The sequence below is a fragment of the Acinetobacter sp. YH01009 genome, assembly GCF_013420765.1.
GTDB classification, from domain to species: domain Bacteria; phylum Pseudomonadota; class Gammaproteobacteria; order Pseudomonadales; family Moraxellaceae; genus Acinetobacter; species Acinetobacter amyesii.
Genome location: NZ_VOYE01000002.1, coordinates 473017 through 490741, shown reverse-complemented (window position 1 = coordinate 490741; position 17725 = coordinate 473017). Strand labels below are relative to the sequence as shown.

The window sequence follows — 17725 nt, the reverse complement described above, 5'->3', positions numbered from 1 at the left end:
ATTACGCAAAATAATTCGGTACTATTAAACATGAGGATAGAGTTGTGAGTTTTGTGTGGTAACTCAACTGATGGCTCTAGTCCTCATATTTTTCAAGTCAATTTCTTATCCGCGATTCGGGTTATATAGTCTTTAAATAAGTCACTTATCCACGCCTGATTTAAAGATAAGCATCACAAAAAATCAGAAAACATCAGCACTAATCTCCGTTATACTTTTCAGCAATCAAATTTATATGAGCGTTCCAGATGCGTGTACTTGTTGTGATGGATCCCATCGAAAATGTAAACCTAAAAAAAGATACCTCAATGACGATGTTATGGGCAGCAGCACGTCGTGGACATGAGCTAGGCTATGCATTACAGCAAGATTTATATATCGATCAAGGCAAAGCCTTTGGTTTGATTTCACCGCTAAAAGTTTTTGAAGACTACAACCACTATTACGAACTCGGCGAAAAACAAAAAGAATCAATTGCAGCTTATGACGTGGTTTTGATGCGTAAAGATCCGCCGTTTGATATGAACTTTGTCTACACCACCTATATTTTGGAACAGGCTGAACGCGAAGGCGCATGGATTATTAACAAGCCACAAAGCCTACGTGACTGCAATGAAAAATTGTTTGCGACGCAATTCCCTGAACTTCAAGTACCGACCTTGGTGACCTCGCAGCAAAGTCTGATTCGTGAATTTTTACAAGAACATGGCGATGTGATCGTGAAACCATTAGATGGCATGGGTGGTATGGGCATTTTCCGTTTATACCAAGATGGCGTAAACATTGGTTCAACCATTGAAATCCTGACTAACAACGGCACACAGCCGATTATGGCGCAGCGTTATATCCCCGAAATTGTGGATGGCGACAAGCGCATCTTGATGATCAATGGCGAGCCCGTACCGTATTGTTTGGCGCGTATTCCGCAAAATGGTGAAGTGCGTGGCAATTTGGCGGCAGGTGGCTTGGGCGAGGCGCGTCCATTGACCGAAAATGATAAAGCCATTGCAGCCAAAGTCGGGCCATTCCTTCGTGAAAAAGGGTTAGTGTTTGTTGGTCTGGATGTGATTGGTAATTACGTGACTGAAATTAATGTCACCAGTCCAACCTGCGTACGTGAAATTGATGCGCAATTTGGCACCTCGATTGCCGATGATTTATTTGATGTCCTTGAGGCAGGTTTAAAAGCTTAATTTTGCACTAGATTTAAAAGAGTCCTCCACGGGCTCTTTTTTTGTCCTGCCCTCAGGGGAGGGGAGCTTAAAAAGCAAAAAAATGTAAGTGAATGCAATTAAAGTGAAAAATTGTCTGATTTTTTTTCAATTCTCATAGATTAATAATAAAACTAGTTTAAACTTTTAAAATAGTAGAAAAAAACAATCATACGCCTGTTGAAAAAAAGTAAATTACCTTTCACGGTCATGCGTTTGTGATTACAATTGTTTGCTTAAAATCGAATATCATTAGCCTCTTTTTAGAATTGAAGAATTAGACAGTGACCGAAGTAACGCAAGTAAAGCCGAAACATGTCATGATGATGGCTGCCGGAACCGGTGGTCACGTCTTTCCAGCGCTCGCTGTTGCCAAAGAGTTGCAACAACAAGGCTGTGAAGTTTCTTGGCTCGCAACGCCAACAGGCATGGAAAATCGCCTGCTTAAAAATCATAATATTCCAATTTATCAAATTGATATCCAAGGCGTACGCGGCAATGGAGTCGTGCGTAAGCTGATGGCACCGTTTAAAATTCTCAAAGCTACTTTGAGTGCCATGCGTTATATGAAACAACTCAAAGTTGATGCAGTTGCAGGCTTTGGGGGTTACGTGGCTGGGCCAGGTGGCTTGGCAGCTCGTGCATTGGGCATACCAGTCATTATCCATGAACAAAATGCTGTGGCTGGGTTTACCAATACGCAATTATCGCGTGTGGCGAAAACGGTGTGTCAGGCATTTCCAAATACTTTTCCAGCTCAAGATAAAATCGTGACCACAGGCAATCCTGTACGGAAGGAAATTACAGAAATTTTAAATCCGTCATGGCGTTACCAAGAGCGTGAAAAAGCTGGGTTGCCATTACGGGTTTTAATTGTAGGTGGCTCACTGGGCGCACGTGCCTTAAATGAATGTGTGCCGGCTGCTTTGCAGCAATTAGAACAGCCCCTCAGTGTATATCATCAGTGTGGTCAAAATAATGCTGAAAGCACATTGGCTCGTTATGCAAACGCACCTGAACATATACAAGTTGAAGTTCAGCCGTTTATTGAAGATATGGCAGCAGCCTATTCTGCAGCGGATTTGATTATCTGTCGTGCTGGTGCACTAACCGTCACTGAAATTGCGACAGCGGGTGTAGCAGCCGTGTTTGTTCCTCTGCCAAGTGCAGTGGATGACCATCAAACTGCAAATGCAGGGTTCTTGGCCAATATCAATGCTGCAAAAATTTGCCCACAAGCGGATATGACCGCAGAAAGTTTAACAGCGTTGTTGAAGCCGCTGATGAATCGCCAACGACTTATGGAAATGGCGGTTAAGGCTCGACAACAGGCACAACCCGATGCGACACAGCACGTGGTTGGTTTAATTCAAGATTTGTAAAATTCGAGTAATCTATGTCTCCATCAACGCCTGCCGATCAAGCGAAAAAGCTCATTAAAGTGCCAGAAATGCGCCGTATTAAACACATCCATTTTATTGGGATTGGTGGTGCGGGCATGTGTGGTATTGCCGAAGTATTGAAAAACCAAGGCTATAAAGTTTCAGGTTCAGATATTAAAGCGTCGAAAACCACGGCTCAGCTTGAAGAAAATGGCATTCAAGTTTTCATTGGTCATGCTGCTGAAAATATTCAAGGTGCCAATGTAATCGTGGTATCAACAGCTATTGATTCTGAAAACCCAGAAGTGAAAGCGGCGATTGAAACCCGTACACCTGTCGTGCGTCGTGCAGAAATGTTGGGTGAATTAATGCGTTACCGTCATGGTATTGCCGTTGCGGGGACGCATGGTAAAACCACGACAACCAGTCTTGTGACCTGCATGTTGGCAGAAGAAAATCTGGATCCAACTTATGTCATTGGTGGTTTGTTAAATCGTACCGGTGTAAATGCTGCATTGGGTGCAAGCCGTTATATCGTGGCTGAAGCGGACGAGTCGGATGCGTCATTCCTACACTTACAGCCAATGGCAACGATTGTCACCAATATCGATGCTGACCATATGGATACTTATGGCGGTAGTTTCGATGTATTGAAAGATACCTTCGTACAATTCTTACAGCGTCTTCCATTTTACGGTTTAGCTGTGATGTGTGGTGATGATGCCAACATCCGTGAAATTATGCCGCGTATTGGTCGTCCTGTCGTGACTTATGGTTTCAATGAAGACAACGACATTCGTGCTGTTGATGTGGCTCAAGAAGGCATGCAATCACACTTTACCGTTTTGCGTAAAGACCGTGAGCCGTTACGTTTAACCATTAACTTGCCGGGTCTTCATAACATCTTAAATGCCTTGGCAGCAATTGGTATTGCAACGGATGAAGGCGTTTCTGATGCTGCGATTGCGCGTGCCTTAGAAAGCTTCAGTGGCGTAGGTCGCCGTTTCCAAGTACAAGGCGAATTTGAAGTTGAAGATGGCTTGGTGAAATTGGTCGATGACTATGGTCACCATCCAAAAGAAGTGGAAGCGACCATTAAAGCAGCACGTGCAAGTCATCCAGATCGTCGTTTGGTGATGATGTTCCAGCCACATCGTTTTAGCCGTACGCGTGACTGTTTTGATGACTTCGTCGATGTCTTGTCTCAAGTCGATCAACTGTTGTTATTAGAAGTTTATCCTGCAGGTGAAAAACCAATTGTCGGTGCGGATAGTCGTGCGTTGGCTCGAAGCATTCGTCTCCGTGGTGAGGTTGAGCCGATTCTCATCGATCCAGTAGAAGGCAACTTACAAGCAGTAATGAAAAAAGTGTTACAAGCAAATGACTTGTTATTAACACAGGGCGCAGGTAATGTTGGAGCAATCTCAATCGAACTTGCTCAAAACAATCTCTATGTAAAATGATCACCGCTGGGTGATCCAAAGTTTGTTTAGACCGTAGATAAAAGTTTAAGGATATAAACGTGTCAAATGCTTCAAAATTCGGCAAAGTTGCCGTGTTATTAGGTGGGAAATCTGCCGAACGTGAGGTTTCTCTCGATAGTGGTAAAGCTGTACTTGAAGCATTGGTGCGTTCGGGTGTAAATGCCGAAGCATTTGATCCGCAGCAACGCAGTGTGACTGAGTTGGTGGCTTATGACCGTGCATTTATCGTACTTCATGGCCGTGGTGGTGAAGATGGTCAAATTCAGGGTACTTTGGAATGGTTAAACATTCCGTACACTGGAACGGGCGTTCAAGGCTCAGCGATTGGTATGGATAAAGTCAAAACTAAACAAGTTTGGCAAGGTTCAGAACTACCGACAGCACCTTATCGTATTGTCAGCAAAGATTCAGATTTACAAGAAATTGTAGATTCAATTGGTTTGCCATTTATCATTAAGCCGGTGCATGAAGGCTCAAGCATTGGTATGAGCAAAGTTGAAAAAATTGAAGACTTTGCAACCGCAATTGCAAAAGCGACCCAGCATGATGCAGTTGTGATGGCTGAAAAATGGATTACCGGACGTGAATTTACCATTGTGATTTTAAATGGTCAGGCATTACCTGTGATTCGTTTAGAACCGCCTGCAGATGTGGCTTTTTACGATTACGAAGCGAAATATAACCGTAACGATGTGCAATATGGTATTCCATGTGGCTTGACTGAAGATGAAGAAAAGCGTCTACAAGCTTTATCTTTACGCGCTTTCCAAGCGGTAGGTGCGAGTGGTTGGGGTCGTATTGACGCGATGCAGGATGCCGAAGGAAACTTCTGGTTACTTGAGGTAAATACTGTTCCGGGTATGACCAGTCATTCTCTAGTGCCAAAAGCGGCCAATGCCGTAGGTTATAGTTTTGATGATCTTTGTGTCGCGATTTTGGAACAAACCCTAACAGGTGCGGCACACTAATTATGGCTCAACTTCCTGCGTCTATGCGCCGTAAACGTGCAGCAACGACATCGATACATGACAAACCACCGACACGTAAGGAAAAGCTTACCAATGTGGGTGGATGGCTGTTGTTGTTTATTGCATGTGTGGTCTTGATTGCCGGAATTTGGGGGCTATATAAAGTCATGACGGATGCACGTGTGGCTGAACTTGATGTGGTGGGTGTGCGGAGCGCCCAAGAAAAACAACAAGTGATGTCATACGTTTCACCGATGATGACTCAAAATTATTTTACCTCTGATTTACGTGTCATTCGTGACCGTACTTTAGAAATCTCTTGGGTCGATCGCGTGGTGGTATCGCGTGCTTGGCCAAATGCAATTCGTGTACGGGTGATGCCGCGTCAAGCGATTGCACGATGGGGAACTGGGCGACTGTTAAGCGACAGTGGTGATGTATTTGCCGAATTAACTCCGACCAATCATCAGAATTTGCCGTTATTGCATGGGCCGACGAGTCAGTCCAAAATGATGATGCGTCGCTATAATGAAATTAATCAATTATTTATTCCTGTTGGCATTCGTTTAAAAGAATTATATTTAACAGAACGAATGACTTGGTTTATGCAGTTTGATTCAGGCTTACGTGTGATTGTCGATCAGGATCAGACCATGAGTAAGTTGCAGCGTTTAAGTTATCTCGCACACAGTGACTTAAAACCTGTTTGGCCACGAATTTCTGCCATCGATTTGCGCTACCGAAATGGTTTAGCGATTCAATGGAAAAACTCTGTGCCAGCAAAGTCGGTAAATGGTCAGTTTGTTGTAACCAGTGATGACATAGGCATTGCGAATGCAGCGCCTGTAAAGCCATAATGATCGGCTTTATAAGTAGAGGCTTTAAGCCATAAATTAAACAAACATGTGAATGGTAGTAGTAAATAATGAATGAAGCTGTTCCCTCGGTTGTTGCGATTGACATTGGGACACACAAAGTTTCAGTTTTGATTGGTAAGGTACACGCGCCAGACAATATCCAAGTGGTAGGGATGGCGACCGCTCGTAACCGCGGCATGAATAAAGGGAAAATTGTCAGTCTCGATAAAGTTGTTACCGCAATTAAAAATGCAGTGCAGGAAGCGGAAGATATGGCGGAATGTCGTGTACATTCTGCGTGGATTTCCATTCCAAGTGCTGAACTAAAAAGTTTTTATGCCTCTGGTCGCACTCCAATTGAAAATAATGACCATGCGATTACCACCAATGAAGTGGTGCGTGCATTAGAACTGGCCAAAGCCAGTCATTTAACGTCTGACCACTATTTGGTGAGTGCTGTACCTTTAGGTTTTGAACTAGATGATGAACCTGAGTGGGTATTAAACCCGATTCGCATGTCAGCACGGAGTATGACAGGGCATTATCATTTGATGATGTTGCCCATCAGCACCATGCAGAATTTGGATCGTGCATTAAAAGGCGCCAATATTGGTGTTGAACGCATGGTCATTTCATCATTAGCAACAGCTGAAGCCAGTTTGCTTAAAGATGAAAAAGAATATGGTGTGTGCTTGGTCGATATTGGTGCAGGTACGACCAATATCGCGGTGTATTTAGATGGTCGCTTGGCGATGACACATACCTTGCAACGTGGCGGTGAGCATGTAACACGTGATATTGCTGCTGTATTGCAAACCACAACAGAAGAAGCGGAACGCATTAAGCTGTTGTATGGTTGTGTCGACCTGAAAGTGGTTAAACCTGAAAGTATGATTCAGTTCCAAGGGATTGATGGTCCACAAACCATTAGCCGTATTGAACTGACCGAAATCATTATTGCGCGCTATGAAGAAATCTTTAATCAAGTGCGTAATGAGTTGGTGGATCATGGTGCGATTCATGGTTTATACCATGGTGTTGTACTCACAGGTGATGCCTGCCAAATTGAAGGGATGGTGACATTTGCGCGTCGGATGTTAGGTGTTTCTGCACATTTAGGTAATCCACCTATGCAAGTGTATGCTGATGATCAACAGCAAGCCGCTTTACGTCGTTCACAATACGCGACTGCCGCAGGTCTGTTAATTTTCAGTCAAAGTGAAACACAAGATACGATCGTTGAGCCAGAAGATACGGAAAAACTTTCAGTATTGAATCGGGTAAAACGTGCATGGTCGGGCTTCAATGACACCTTGAAGTCGATCTTTTAAGTTGAAATATTTGGGAATATTGTTGGGAAGTTGTACGGATTATTGCTTGTACTTGACAAGCTGGAACTTGGACAGCATTCTAAAAAACAATTTTTATTAAGATCAAGGCAGTATACGGGCTGAAGTGTCTGCCAATTATGGATTAGGAATTTTTTAGGCATGGCCTCATTTGAATTTTTAGAAGATGATCAAAGCGACAGCAACGGTCAAGCCCGTTTCACAGTATTCGGTGTAGGTGGTGCTGGCGGTAACGCTGTGCAACATATGTTGGAATCAGATATCGAAGGTGTAAAATTTGTTTGTGCCAATACAGACAAACAGGCACTCGACCGCATGAATGCACAATTTAAAATCCAACTCGGCGAGCAAAGTACGCGTGGTTTGGGTGCAGGTGCAAATCCACAAGTGGGTCAAACTGCTGCTGAAGAAAGCCGTGAGTTGATTCGCCAACACCTTGAAGGTACGGACATGGTGTTTGTGACTGCAGGTATGGGTGGTGGTACAGGTACAGGTGCTGCGCCAGTTGTTGCTGAAATTGCCAAAGAAATGGGTATCTTAACTGTAGGTGTGGTGACGACTCCGTTTAACTTTGAAGGTAAACGTCGTCAGCAGTCTGCTGAGAAAGGTATTGAAGCACTTGAGCAACATGTTGATTCTCTGATTATTATTCCGAACCAACGCCTGCTAAAAGTGTTCCGTGATATCTCGATGAAAGATGCTTACAAAAAAGCAGACGACGTACTGTTAAATGCTGTACGTAGTATCTTCGATCTTGTGGTGCGTCCTGGTCATATCAACCTTGACTTCGCCGATTTGAAAACTGCGATGAGTACACGTGGTTATGCCATGATGGGTGCAGGTTCTGGTCGTGGTGAAAACCGTGCACGTCAAGCTGCTGAACAAGCGATCCGTAGTCCATTGTTAGATAACGTGACCATCATGAATGCAAAAGGCATTTTGATTAACGTTACAGGTGGCGATGACGTAACTTTCGGTGAAATTGAAGAAATCACTGATGTGGTGAACCAAATTGTGGATCTTGATGAAGGTCAAGTGTTCTACGGTACGGTATTTGATCCAGATGCACGTGATGAAATTAGTGTAACGGTGATCGCAACGGGTTTAACTCGTAATTCTGCCGATTCTGCTGAGCCAGTGAAACGCCCTGTCGCACAAGCAACGCGTACAGTCGCTTCTGCACAAGCACCTGTAGATGAAGATGATGTACCAGCGATTCAACGTCAGCACAATGAAGCAGCTGCTCCGGCGGCTGCGGCGGCGTCAGCATCGAATTCACGCCCTACGCCAATGAGTATTCAAGACTACTTGAAAAATCAGCAACGTAAATAAAACAAATTCAATGACTTAGGTGTCTATTGATTACAAAAGGTAGTTGAACAGCTACCTTTTTGTTTTTTATCAATGGCTAAATATGCTAACGTATAGCGGTTTTGTGAACTGATGATAGAAGACACATGTTGAAACAACGTACCCTGAAACGCATCGTGAAAGCGAGTGGCATCGGACTGCATAGTGGGCAAAAAGTGATGATTAACTTTGTGCCACATCATGCCGATGGGGGCATTGTGTTTCGTCGTATCGACTTAAATCCACCGATTGATATTCCAGCTGATGCTATGCTGATTCAAGAAGCATTCATGTGTTCTAACTTGGTGCAAGAAAACGCCAAGGTGGGCACAATTGAGCACATTATGAGTGCGATTGCTGGTTTAGGGATTGATAACCTGATTGTGGAAGTGTCGGCGTCTGAAGTGCCTATTATGGATGGGAGTGCAGGCCCGTTCATTTATTTGCTTATGCAAGGTGAACTACAAGAACAAAATGCACCTAAAAAATTCATAAAAATACTTAAACCTGTCGAAGCACTGATTGATGATAAACGTGCTGCCTTTCAACCGCATGACGGTTTCCAATTAAATTTTACGATTGATTTTGACCATCCTGCATTTAAGAAAGAATTTCAATCGGCAACCATCGACTTTTCAACCGAAACATTTGTCTATGAAGTCAGTGAAGCGCGGACTTTTGGCTTTATGAAAGATTTGGATTATCTCAAAGCCAATAATTTGGCTTTGGGGGCGAGTCTCGAAAATGCCATTGGCGTAGATGAAAATGGTGTGGTCAATGAAGAGGGTTTACGCTTCTCGGATGAGTTTGTTCGTCACAAAATATTAGATGCTGTGGGTGATTTATATTTGCTTGGTCATCAAATTATTGCGAAATATGATGCCTATAAGTCAGGTCATGCATTAAATAATCAGTTATTACGCAATGTCAAAAGTGATCCAGATAGCTATGAAATTGTAACATTTGATGACATTAATGATTGCCCAATTAGTTATGTGAATGTGACATAAGTCATTGTCTTATAATAGTGATGTTATATTGTATCATTTGTAAGTGTTAAGTCTGTCACATTCTGAGCATTCAAATTTGTCTGTTACAACTGGGTGGTTACTTTTTATTGCTTGCCAAACGCAGCATTGCTTGGCTAAGCTTAGGGTCGCTCACAAAGTCAGCAGCATTACGGAGTAAATCCTGAGTTTCTGTACTGAGGGTTCTTGAAATTTTTTCAGGGGAATGGGGCGTTGGAGACGGAGTTCTCAGACGGACTTGAATCTTGTGCAAATCCTTGAATTCGTATATTTGTGATAATTGTGCAATATATTGCTTTTGCAAATAGGCCAACTGACTAATCAGTGCCTGATTTTCTCCAGTTAATATAAGTACACCATTTATATAACAAACAACTTGCCATTGATCCGGTTGGGGCAATAGCGGTTGAACAATTTTCGTAAGTTTCTGCCATACAGCAACTTGCGTTGAGAGAAACGACAAGTTTCCTGTTTTTATGTGTTTTCTTGTTGGTTGAAAGACGTTGACAGGTTCTGACATACATATTTCCTACATGTTTATGTCTTAATCTTATGCGCTCCTTTTGGCTGATATCAAGGACGAAATCACACAAGGAACGAAAGAGAACAGTTTATAGAGGTTTTTTATGCATTTACGACGTATTTTATTGGCGTTTTCATTGGCAGCTTCGGCCGCTTCAGTCGCTTTTGCAGATTTAGTTGAATTAAATCAAGCAGACTCATCATCAGATCGTATTGAACAGTTAACTCGCACCTTGTCTCAAGGTGCTTACTCTGAAAGCAATGATATTGATGTTCCAGCGGAAACGAAGTTGAATGTTCAAATTCGTGAAAAATCAATTGAACTCAACAATGCGACAATCGCAAAAAAATACGGTTCAAGCAATTCCTCTAAAAACTATTCAGCAAGTTCAAATAATCCATATTCATGGTTAATTGCCCACCCACTTCCAGACATGAAGCGTGTAAGTTCAAACTATGGTGGTCGTACCATGGGTGGCCGTGCAGAAAATCATTCAGGTTTAGATCTTTCTGCGGCTAGTGGCACACCTATTTATGCAACGGGTCCAGGCATTGTAACAAAGTCAGGTTGGGGCACAGGTTATGGTCAATATGTTGAAATTAACCATGGTAATGGTTACCTGACACGTTATGCACATGCATCACGCTTAATTGCACGTGTAGGCGACCGTGTTGCTGCGGGTGAGCATATTGCTAACGTTGGTTGTACTGGTCGTTGTACTGGCCCACATTTACATTACGAAGTAGTGAAAGATGGTCAACGTAAAAATCCATCAACGTATTTAGCGATGTTACCATAAGCACATATAACATCCTATATACGAAGCCATTGTCTGAACCTCTACAGACAATGGCTTTTTTATTTATCGCTAATAACTATAAAATTATCATTTTAAAAAATATTGTCTGTATGAAAAATGGCGAAAATTGACCCAAAAATGTAAATTTGTGTAATTGTTAATCAATGAGTATTTAGTAAATAAATAACAGAGCTATTTCGTATTCATTTGTGGCGATAACTGAGCCTAGCCAAAATATGGTACTAATAGAGCCATATATTTAGCACATAGGATAGGTGAAGTATGGCGTTTTATGGCGATACAGATGCGCAAGAAACCCAAGAATGGCAGGACGCATTTGATTCAGTTTTACAGCACATGGGAACTGACCGCGCTGCATTTTTGCTTGAAAAACTCTATCAACAAGCGATTGCTAAGCACGTTCCCATTCAGCGACTAAATACTCCTTACTTAAATACCATTTCAGTTGAAGAACAGCCGCCTATGCCAGGTGATTCGGATATGGAGCGCCGTATTCGTGCGCTGATCCGCTGGAATGCCTTAGCGATGGTACTGCGTGCCAATAAAACAGGTGATGACTTAGGTGGTCACTTGGCAAGTTTTGCATCATCTGCAACTTTATATGACGTGGGCTTTAACCACTTCTTCCGTGCCAATAGCGACAGCTTTGGCGGTGACATGATCTATTATCAAGGTCACTGTGCACCGGGTATCTATGCACGTTCGTTCTTAGAAGGTCGTTTGACTGAAGAACATTTAAATAATTTCCGTCGTGAAGTGGGGGGTAAAGGTTTGCCGTCATACCCACATCCGTACTTGATGCCAGATTATTGGCAGTTCCCAACCGTATCGATGGGTCTAGGCCCAATCATGTCGATCTATCAAGCACACATTCAAAAGTACTTGATGAACCGTGGCCTGATCAAAGAAGAAAACCGTAAAGTTTGGGCTTACCTCGGTGATGGTGAAATGGATGAACCTGAAAGTACAGGTGCCATTTCACTTGCAGGTCGTGAAAAGCTCGACAACCTAATTTGGGTCGTGAACTGTAACTTACAGCGTCTAGATGGCCCAGTTCGTGGTAACGGTAAAATTATTCAAGAACTTGAATCATTGTTCCGTGGTGCAGGCTGGCGGGTAATTAAAGTGGTATGGGGTCGTCATTGGGATCCGCTACTGGCAAAAGATGATTCAGGTGCCTTAAAAGCGGTGATGGAAGAAGCGGTCGATGGTGACTTCCAACGCTATCAAGTGAAAGGCGGTGCGTATACGCGTGCACATTTCTTTGGTAAGTATCCTGAAGCTGAAGAGTTGGTGCGCAACTTAAGCGATGAAGATATTGATAACCTGAACCGTGGTGGTCATGACCCATTCAAAGTGTATGCGGCTTATGCCGAAGCGATGAAGGAAACGGGTCAGCCAACAGTTATCTTGGCAAAAACAGTCAAAGGTTATGGTTTGTCGGAAGAGATTGAAGCAGTCAATAAGACGCATCAAATCAAGAAAATGCAGCTTGAGTCGTTGAAATACGTGCGTAACCGTTTCAACTTGCCATTTACCGATGAACAGCTTGAAGAAGTGCCATTCTACCGTCCAAGTGAAAATTCACCTGAAATTAAATACATGAAAGCACGTCGTGAGGCATTGGGTGGTTATTTACCTGCACGTCGTAAAGAAAGCGAGCAGCTGGCGATTCCTGAATTGTCTGTGTTTGATGCGGTACTCAAAGGCAGTGGCGGTAAAGAGCAATCGACGACCATGTTGATGGTACGTTTGATTTCATCATTATTGAAAGAAAAAGCCATTAAAGATCGTGTCGTACCAATTGTGCCAGATGAAGCGCGTACTTTCGGTTTGGAAGGTATGTTCCGTCAGTTGGGGATCTATGCTGCGCATGGTCAAAAATATACCCCTGAAGACCAAGAACAGTTGATGCATTACCGTGAAGCTAAAGATGGTCACATGTTACAAGAAGGGATTAACGAAGCGGGTGCGATGAGTGCTTGGGCTGCGTTAGGAACCAGTTATTCAACCAATAACTTGCCAATGATTCCGATGTATATGTACTACTCGATGTTCGGTTTCCAGCGTATTGGCGATATTGCATGGGCTGCAGGTGATGCGCAGGCGCAAGGCTTCTTGCTCGGTGCAACTGCGGGTCGTACAACACTGAACGGTGAAGGTTTACAGCACCAAGATGGTCATTCACATATCTTGGCAAATACGATTCCAAACTGTATTTCTTATGACCCATGTTTTGGTTATGAGTTGGCAGTGATCGTACATGATGGTTTAAAACGCATGTACGTGAACCAAGAGCGCGTGTTCTATTACTTAACAGTAATGAATGAAAACTACGAACACCCTGCTATTCCTGAAGGTGCTGAAGAAGGCATTAAACGTGGTATGTATCTCTTCGAAGAAGATGAGAAAGCAACGGTTCAGTTGATGGGTTCAGGTGTGATTCTGCGTGAAGTGATTAAAGCGGCGAAAATCCTTCGTGATGAATATCAAATTCATTCAAACGTGTGGAGCGTCACTAGCTTTAACGAATTAGCTCGTGATGGTATGGCGTGTGAAGAATACAACCGCCTACATCCATTGGCTGAAGATACGAAAGAAGCTTGGATCTCTCAATTACTTCGTGAAAAAGACGGTATTGTGGTATCGGCAACCGATCACATGCGTGCTTATAGCGAACAAATCCGTGCTTATCTTCCAGACAATCGTCCGTTCGTTGCATTAGGTACAGATGGTTATGGTCGTTCAGATACACGTGGCAACTTACGTAGCTACTTTGGTGTCGATGCCGCACATATTGTGGTAGCAACATTGAAAAAACTCGCGGATGAAGGCGAAGTTGATGCGCGTTTAGTCAAAGATGCTATCTCAAGCTTTGAACTAGATACTGACCGTCCAGTGGCATGGGCTCCGCAGGAAACGCCGGAACTGCATGCTGTGGCTGACTACAAAGAGGAGAACTAATCATGCAAATTACGACTCCTGATATTGGTGTAGATAAAGCAACGGTCGCTGAGATTTTAGTGAAAGTCGGCGACAGCATTAGCGTCGACGACAGCATTGTGTTGTTAGAGTCTGATAAAGCCTCTGTTGAAGTGCCAAGCACTTCGGCAGGCGTGGTGAAAAGCATTGCAGTCAATCTAGGTGACAGTGTTGCTGAAGGTGCTGTGCTGATCGAGTTAGAAGAAGAAGGTCAAAGTGCTGCTACAGCTGAGCCAGTACAAAATGCAACGGAAGACCAAGCAGCAGAACCAACTCCGGTTGTGGAAGCAGAACAAACTGCAGCAGCATCTGTTGCAGCCAATGCTCCTCAGTCGCAAAGCATCGATGTGCAAGTTCCTGATATTGGCGTAGAAAAAGCTACGGTAAGTGAGATTTTGGTCTCTGTTGGTGATGAGATTGATGTCGATCAAAGTATTATCGTGGTGGAATCAGACAAAGCGACAGTCGAAGTCCCAAGTACTGTATCAGGCCGTGTTGAATCGATCACAATCAGTGCTGGCGATGTAGTGAAAGAAGGTGTAGTGATTTTAACGGTGAAAACGGCGGCTTCATCTGCTGCGGTTGAATCGGCTGCTGTGCAAGAAACTGCACAGCCTGTTGCTGCACCTGTTGTTGCAGAAGCAACACCAGCGCCGTCTACGGCTGCGGCGTCTGGACCTGTTGATATTGCAGTGCCTGACTTAGGTGTTGATAAAGCAGCAGTGGCTGAAATTTTAGTCGCTGTGGGTGATGTGGTTGAAAAAGACCAAAGCATCATCGTGGTGGAATCAGACAAAGCAACGGTAGAAGTGCCAAGCTCTACCGCTGGTAAAATCACCGCGATTCATGTCCAGTTAGGGCAAAGTGTCTCTGAAGGCGTCGCTTTAGTGACGATAGAAGCCGAAGGTCAAGCTGTTGCAGCACCCGCACAAGCAGCGAAACCTGCACCAGCTGTAGCACAGCCTGCGACAGTTGCACCTAAAGCTGAAAGCAAAGTTGAAGCAGCTCCACAATCACAAGGCGCAGATAAACTCACCAAAGAGCAAAATGCTGCCAATGCCAAAGTGTATGCAGGACCGGCCGTTCGTAAGCTTGCACGTGAATTGGGTGTGGTTTTGGCAGAAGTCAAAGCATCTGGCCCGCATGAGCGTTTAATGAAAGAAGATTTATTCGCTTATGTGAAAACCCGTTTGACCACTCCGCAAGTTGCACCTGCAGCTCAAGCTGTGGCACAGGTTTCAGGCTTGCCGAAATTGCCAAGCTTTGATGCTTTTGGTGGTGTGGAAGAGAAAGTTTTGACACGTTTACAACAAGTGTCGATTCCGCAATTGTCTTTAAACAATTTTATCCCGCAAGTGACGCAATTCGATGCTGCGGATATTACCGATCTTGAAGCTTGGCGTAATGATTTAAAAGCTAACTTTAAGAAAGAAGGTATTGGCTTAACCATTATGGCTTTCATCATCAAAGCAGTGGCTTATTTGTTGAAAGAAGAGCGTGAATTTGCAGGTCATTTGTCTGATGATGGCAAGTCAGTATTGCTACGCAATGAAATCCACATGGGGATTGCCGTTGCCACGCCTGATGGTTTGACCGTGCCTGTACTGCGTAATCCAGATCAAAAATCGATTAAGCAGATTGCAATTGAGCTGGGTGAGCTGAGTCAAAAAGCACGTGACAAAAAACTATCGCCAAAAGATCTACAAGGTGCGAATTTTACCATTACCAGTTTGGGTTCAATTGGTGGCACGGCATTTACACCGTTGGTCAACTGGCCACAGGTGGCGATTTTGGGTATTTCACCTGCAACCATGCAGCCAGTATGGAATGGTGAAAGCTTTGATCCACGTTTGATGCTGCCGCTGTCATTGTCATACGATCACCGTGTGATTAATGGAGCGGACGCTGCACGTTTTGCCAATAAACTGACGAAGCTGCTCAAAGATATCCGAACTTTATTGATCTAATCTGACCTGTTTAAGTTTCAAAATGAACCCTGCTTTGGCAGGGTTTTTTTATGGCGTGGTGGTGGACTGACAAAGCCAATCAGGAAGTTCAATGGGTGAAGGGTAGAGCTTTAATGCCGAGTTTGCGTTGAGGTTATAGGTGAGTGGAAGCGTACGATGTGGCTGCGCCGTCGACCAAAGCTTATGTCGTAAATGTTCAAAGCGTTGAAAGTCTTTTAAAAATAAGCCCCAAAACTTTTCATAATGCTCAAGTTCTTGCACATGTTGATGCTGATATGCATGTGTTTGACCGTGTTGGTGCTGAAAGTCATAGCCCATCAGCCAAATACGCTGCGGTTGAAAGAGATGTGCGAGTGAATAGGCTTGAAGGCCGCAATTATTACCATAAACAAAGTACGGTGAATGAAATAACTCCGCTTGCGTATCGATACGCACGGTTTTAAAGTTAATCACTTCATGTTCAGGATATGGACGGTTGTGACCTAAACCACATCCGCTAATGATGTCACCTCGAAAGGATGCTTTGAGCATGGGCTGATACTGTAACCACCATGCATAGTCTGAATGATGAGCAATTTGAGCCTGAGGAAGTTGAAGAAAACTTTGATTACAGCAAATGATCAGCAGTTTTTTTGAGGGCTGAATGGTGGTTAAGTCGAAATTGAGCTGAGATGGACCACCTGCAATGATTAATACATCCTGCACATGCATATAGTGTTGAATAAATTCTTGAAATTTTTGATTATTGTTTTGCATATCAAATTGAGTCATCGAAAATTAAAATTGCGAAAACATGCATTCCTCGCTAGAATAGCATTACTTCATTGGGGAGTAGCCGCTTTTTACGCAAAGTAAGAAGGTGATGGTCAACATATTTGCTCTAAAACGAGCATGGTCATCATAGCAAAGAACCAAATGAGCTCTTCGTAGCTTTCTTTTGTTGGCAAGACCTTTGATTTATCACTCTGCACATTGGCTAGCAGGAGGGATAAGTCATCGGTATATGTTATTGCTAGCCAGAGAAATGCACCATGTTAACCGCTTTCTTCATTTCCCTTGCTGTTGTTGCCCTGTCAGAAATGGGTGATAAAACACAATTACTTGCCTTACTGCTTGCTGCACGTTTTCGTAAACCCGTTCCGATCTTAATTGCAATTTTCCTCGCGACTGTGGTCAACCACGGGGTTTCTGCTGTGTTGGGTCAATGGATTACCACTGTTTTAAGTCCAACCGTTTTATTGTGGATCGTTTCTCTGGGCTTTATTGCTATGGCGGTGTGGATGTTGATCCCCGATCAATTGGATGATGAATCTGAAAGTATCAATAAGTGGCAAAAATATGGGGTTTTCGGCGCCACTTTCGTTTTGTTCTTCTTGGCTGAAATTGGAGATAAAACCCAAATTGCTACAGTTGCACTGGCAGCACGATTTGACAGTATTGGCTGGGTGACATTGGGGACGACATTAGGCATCATGTTGGTTAATGCGCCTGCGGTATTTATTGGCAACAAACTAGCTGAAAAACTACCGATTTCACTGATTCATAAAATTGGCGCCTTGGTATTCTTGGTGATTGGTTTGGCTGCGTTGGCACAACACTATTTATTTTAAATAATGATCTCACCATATTAAAAATACATGAAATCCTGAGTTAAAAACTCAGGATTCTTTGCCAATAAATGAGACCCAATTCACTGATATTTCAGATAATATTGACTTAATATTTATTGTAAGTTTCCCTAAATAAATATATGTTATTCACCTATAGAATATATTTTTTTTGATAAAAAATTTGGGGAATGGGA

General features: G+C 43.3%; 14 protein-coding genes and 1 riboswitch. Of the genes, 12 read left to right on the top strand and 2 right to left on the bottom strand.

The features are described from left to right. Nucleotides 1-248: 248 nt before the first annotated feature. The 8 genes from gshB (at nt 249) to lpxC (ending at nt 9611) form a co-directional block, all read left to right on the top strand. Complete coding sequence (gene gshB, locus FTT76_RS05095) at nt 249-1193, top strand: glutathione synthase (protein ID WP_180190124.1); 945 nt, start codon at nt 249-251, stop codon at nt 1191-1193. A gap of 302 nt (nt 1194-1495) precedes the next feature. Continuing rightward, complete coding sequence (gene murG / locus FTT76_RS05090; RefSeq protein WP_180049736.1) at nt 1496-2593, top strand: undecaprenyldiphospho-muramoylpentapeptide beta-N-acetylglucosaminyltransferase; 1098 nt, start codon at nt 1496-1498, stop codon at nt 2591-2593. A 14-nt stretch (nt 2594-2607) separates the two neighbouring features. Beyond that, a complete protein-coding gene (gene murC, locus FTT76_RS05085; RefSeq protein WP_078190576.1) occupies nt 2608-4056 on the top strand; it encodes a UDP-N-acetylmuramate--L-alanine ligase in 1449 nt (482 codons plus the stop codon). Nucleotides 4057-4115: 59 nt separating this feature from the next. Continuing rightward, nucleotides 4116-5045, top strand: a complete 930-nt coding sequence (locus FTT76_RS05080; protein ID WP_078193219.1) for a D-alanine--D-alanine ligase — start codon at nt 4116-4118, stop codon at nt 5043-5045. Nucleotides 5046-5047: 2 nt separating this feature from the next. Then, entirely contained in the window at nt 5048-5902 is an 855-nt protein-coding gene (locus tag FTT76_RS05075) for a cell division protein FtsQ/DivIB (RefSeq protein WP_078190574.1), read from the top strand. Nucleotides 5903-5970: 68 nt separating this feature from the next. Next, nucleotides 5971-7233: a cell division protein FtsA gene (ftsA, locus tag FTT76_RS05070; RefSeq protein ID WP_111884462.1), complete on the top strand. Its 1263-nt coding sequence runs from the start codon at nt 5971-5973 to the stop codon at nt 7231-7233. Nucleotides 7234-7392: 159 nt separating this feature from the next. Next, nucleotides 7393-8583 (top strand): cell division protein FtsZ, encoded by a 1191-nt coding sequence (gene ftsZ, locus FTT76_RS05065; protein WP_168379400.1) that lies wholly within the window; start codon nt 7393-7395, stop codon nt 8581-8583. 125 nt (nt 8584-8708) lie between these two features. Then, a complete protein-coding gene (gene lpxC, locus FTT76_RS05060) occupies nt 8709-9611 on the top strand; it encodes a UDP-3-O-acyl-N-acetylglucosamine deacetylase (RefSeq protein ID WP_168379401.1) in 903 nt (300 codons plus the stop codon). 97 nt (nt 9612-9708) lie between these two features. On the opposite strand, the gene FTT76_RS05055 is transcribed toward lpxC, so the two are convergent. Then, on the bottom strand, nt 9709-10149 hold the full coding sequence (locus tag FTT76_RS05055; protein WP_168379402.1) for a DciA family protein: 441 nt from the start codon (nt 10147-10149) through the stop codon (nt 9709-9711). 106 nt (nt 10150-10255) lie between these two features. Between FTT76_RS05055 and FTT76_RS05050 the strand changes: the two genes are divergently transcribed. From FTT76_RS05050 to FTT76_RS05040, 3 genes are all read left to right on the top strand, one after another. Further along, a complete protein-coding gene (locus FTT76_RS05050; protein ID WP_180049738.1) occupies nt 10256-10951 on the top strand; it encodes a M23 family metallopeptidase in 696 nt (231 codons plus the stop codon). A 282-nt stretch (nt 10952-11233) separates the two neighbouring features. Then, nucleotides 11234-13936 carry a pyruvate dehydrogenase (acetyl-transferring), homodimeric type gene (gene aceE, locus FTT76_RS05045; RefSeq protein ID WP_180024620.1) on the top strand — a complete coding sequence of 901 codons (2703 nt, stop codon included), beginning with the start codon at nt 11234-11236 and terminating at the stop codon, nt 13934-13936. Nucleotides 13937-13938: 2 nt separating this feature from the next. Next, nucleotides 13939-15921 carry a 2-oxo acid dehydrogenase subunit E2 gene (locus FTT76_RS05040; protein WP_180190123.1) on the top strand — a complete coding sequence of 661 codons (1983 nt, stop codon included), beginning with the start codon at nt 13939-13941 and terminating at the stop codon, nt 15919-15921. A 48-nt stretch (nt 15922-15969) separates the two neighbouring features. Here the strand turns inward: FTT76_RS05040 and FTT76_RS05035 are convergent, their stop codons facing one another. Next, a complete protein-coding gene (locus FTT76_RS05035; RefSeq protein ID WP_180025894.1) occupies nt 15970-16677 on the bottom strand; it encodes a methyltransferase type 11 in 708 nt (235 codons plus the stop codon). Between the two features lie 58 nt (nt 16678-16735). Beyond that, nucleotides 16736-16878, top strand: a riboswitch (yybP-ykoY riboswitch). 74 nt (nt 16879-16952) lie between these two features. On the opposite strand from FTT76_RS05035, the gene FTT76_RS05030 reads away from it, so the two are divergent. Then, nucleotides 16953-17531 (top strand): TMEM165/GDT1 family protein, encoded by a 579-nt coding sequence (locus FTT76_RS05030; RefSeq protein ID WP_078190565.1) that lies wholly within the window; start codon nt 16953-16955, stop codon nt 17529-17531. Nucleotides 17532-17725 lie beyond the last annotated feature (194 nt).

Excerpts from the sequence above, each read along its gene's own strand:
- gshB (WP_180190124.1), top strand. The coding sequence starts at position 249 with ATGCGTGTACTTGTTGTGATGGATCCCATCGAAAATGTAAACCTAAAA.
- murC (WP_078190576.1), top strand. The coding sequence starts at position 2,608 with ATGTCTCCATCAACGCCTGCCGATCAAGCGAAAAAGCTCATTAAAGTG.
- FTT76_RS05075 (WP_078190574.1), top strand. The coding sequence starts at position 5,048 with ATGGCTCAACTTCCTGCGTCTATGCGCCGTAAACGTGCAGCAACGACA.
- ftsA (WP_111884462.1), top strand. The coding sequence starts at position 5,971 with ATGAATGAAGCTGTTCCCTCGGTTGTTGCGATTGACATTGGGACACAC.
- ftsZ (WP_168379400.1), top strand. The coding sequence starts at position 7,393 with ATGGCCTCATTTGAATTTTTAGAAGATGATCAAAGCGACAGCAACGGT.
- lpxC (WP_168379401.1), top strand. The coding sequence starts at position 8,709 with ATGTTGAAACAACGTACCCTGAAACGCATCGTGAAAGCGAGTGGCATC.
- FTT76_RS05055 (WP_168379402.1), bottom strand. The coding sequence starts at position 10,149 with ATGTCAGAACCTGTCAACGTCTTTCAACCAACAAGAAAACACATAAAA.
- FTT76_RS05050 (WP_180049738.1), top strand. The coding sequence starts at position 10,256 with ATGCATTTACGACGTATTTTATTGGCGTTTTCATTGGCAGCTTCGGCC.
- aceE (WP_180024620.1), top strand. The coding sequence starts at position 11,234 with ATGGCGTTTTATGGCGATACAGATGCGCAAGAAACCCAAGAATGGCAG.
- FTT76_RS05040 (WP_180190123.1), top strand. The coding sequence starts at position 13,939 with ATGCAAATTACGACTCCTGATATTGGTGTAGATAAAGCAACGGTCGCT.
- FTT76_RS05035 (WP_180025894.1), bottom strand. The coding sequence starts at position 16,677 with ATGCAAAACAATAATCAAAAATTTCAAGAATTTATTCAACACTATATG.
- FTT76_RS05030 (WP_078190565.1), top strand. The coding sequence starts at position 16,953 with ATGTTAACCGCTTTCTTCATTTCCCTTGCTGTTGTTGCCCTGTCAGAA.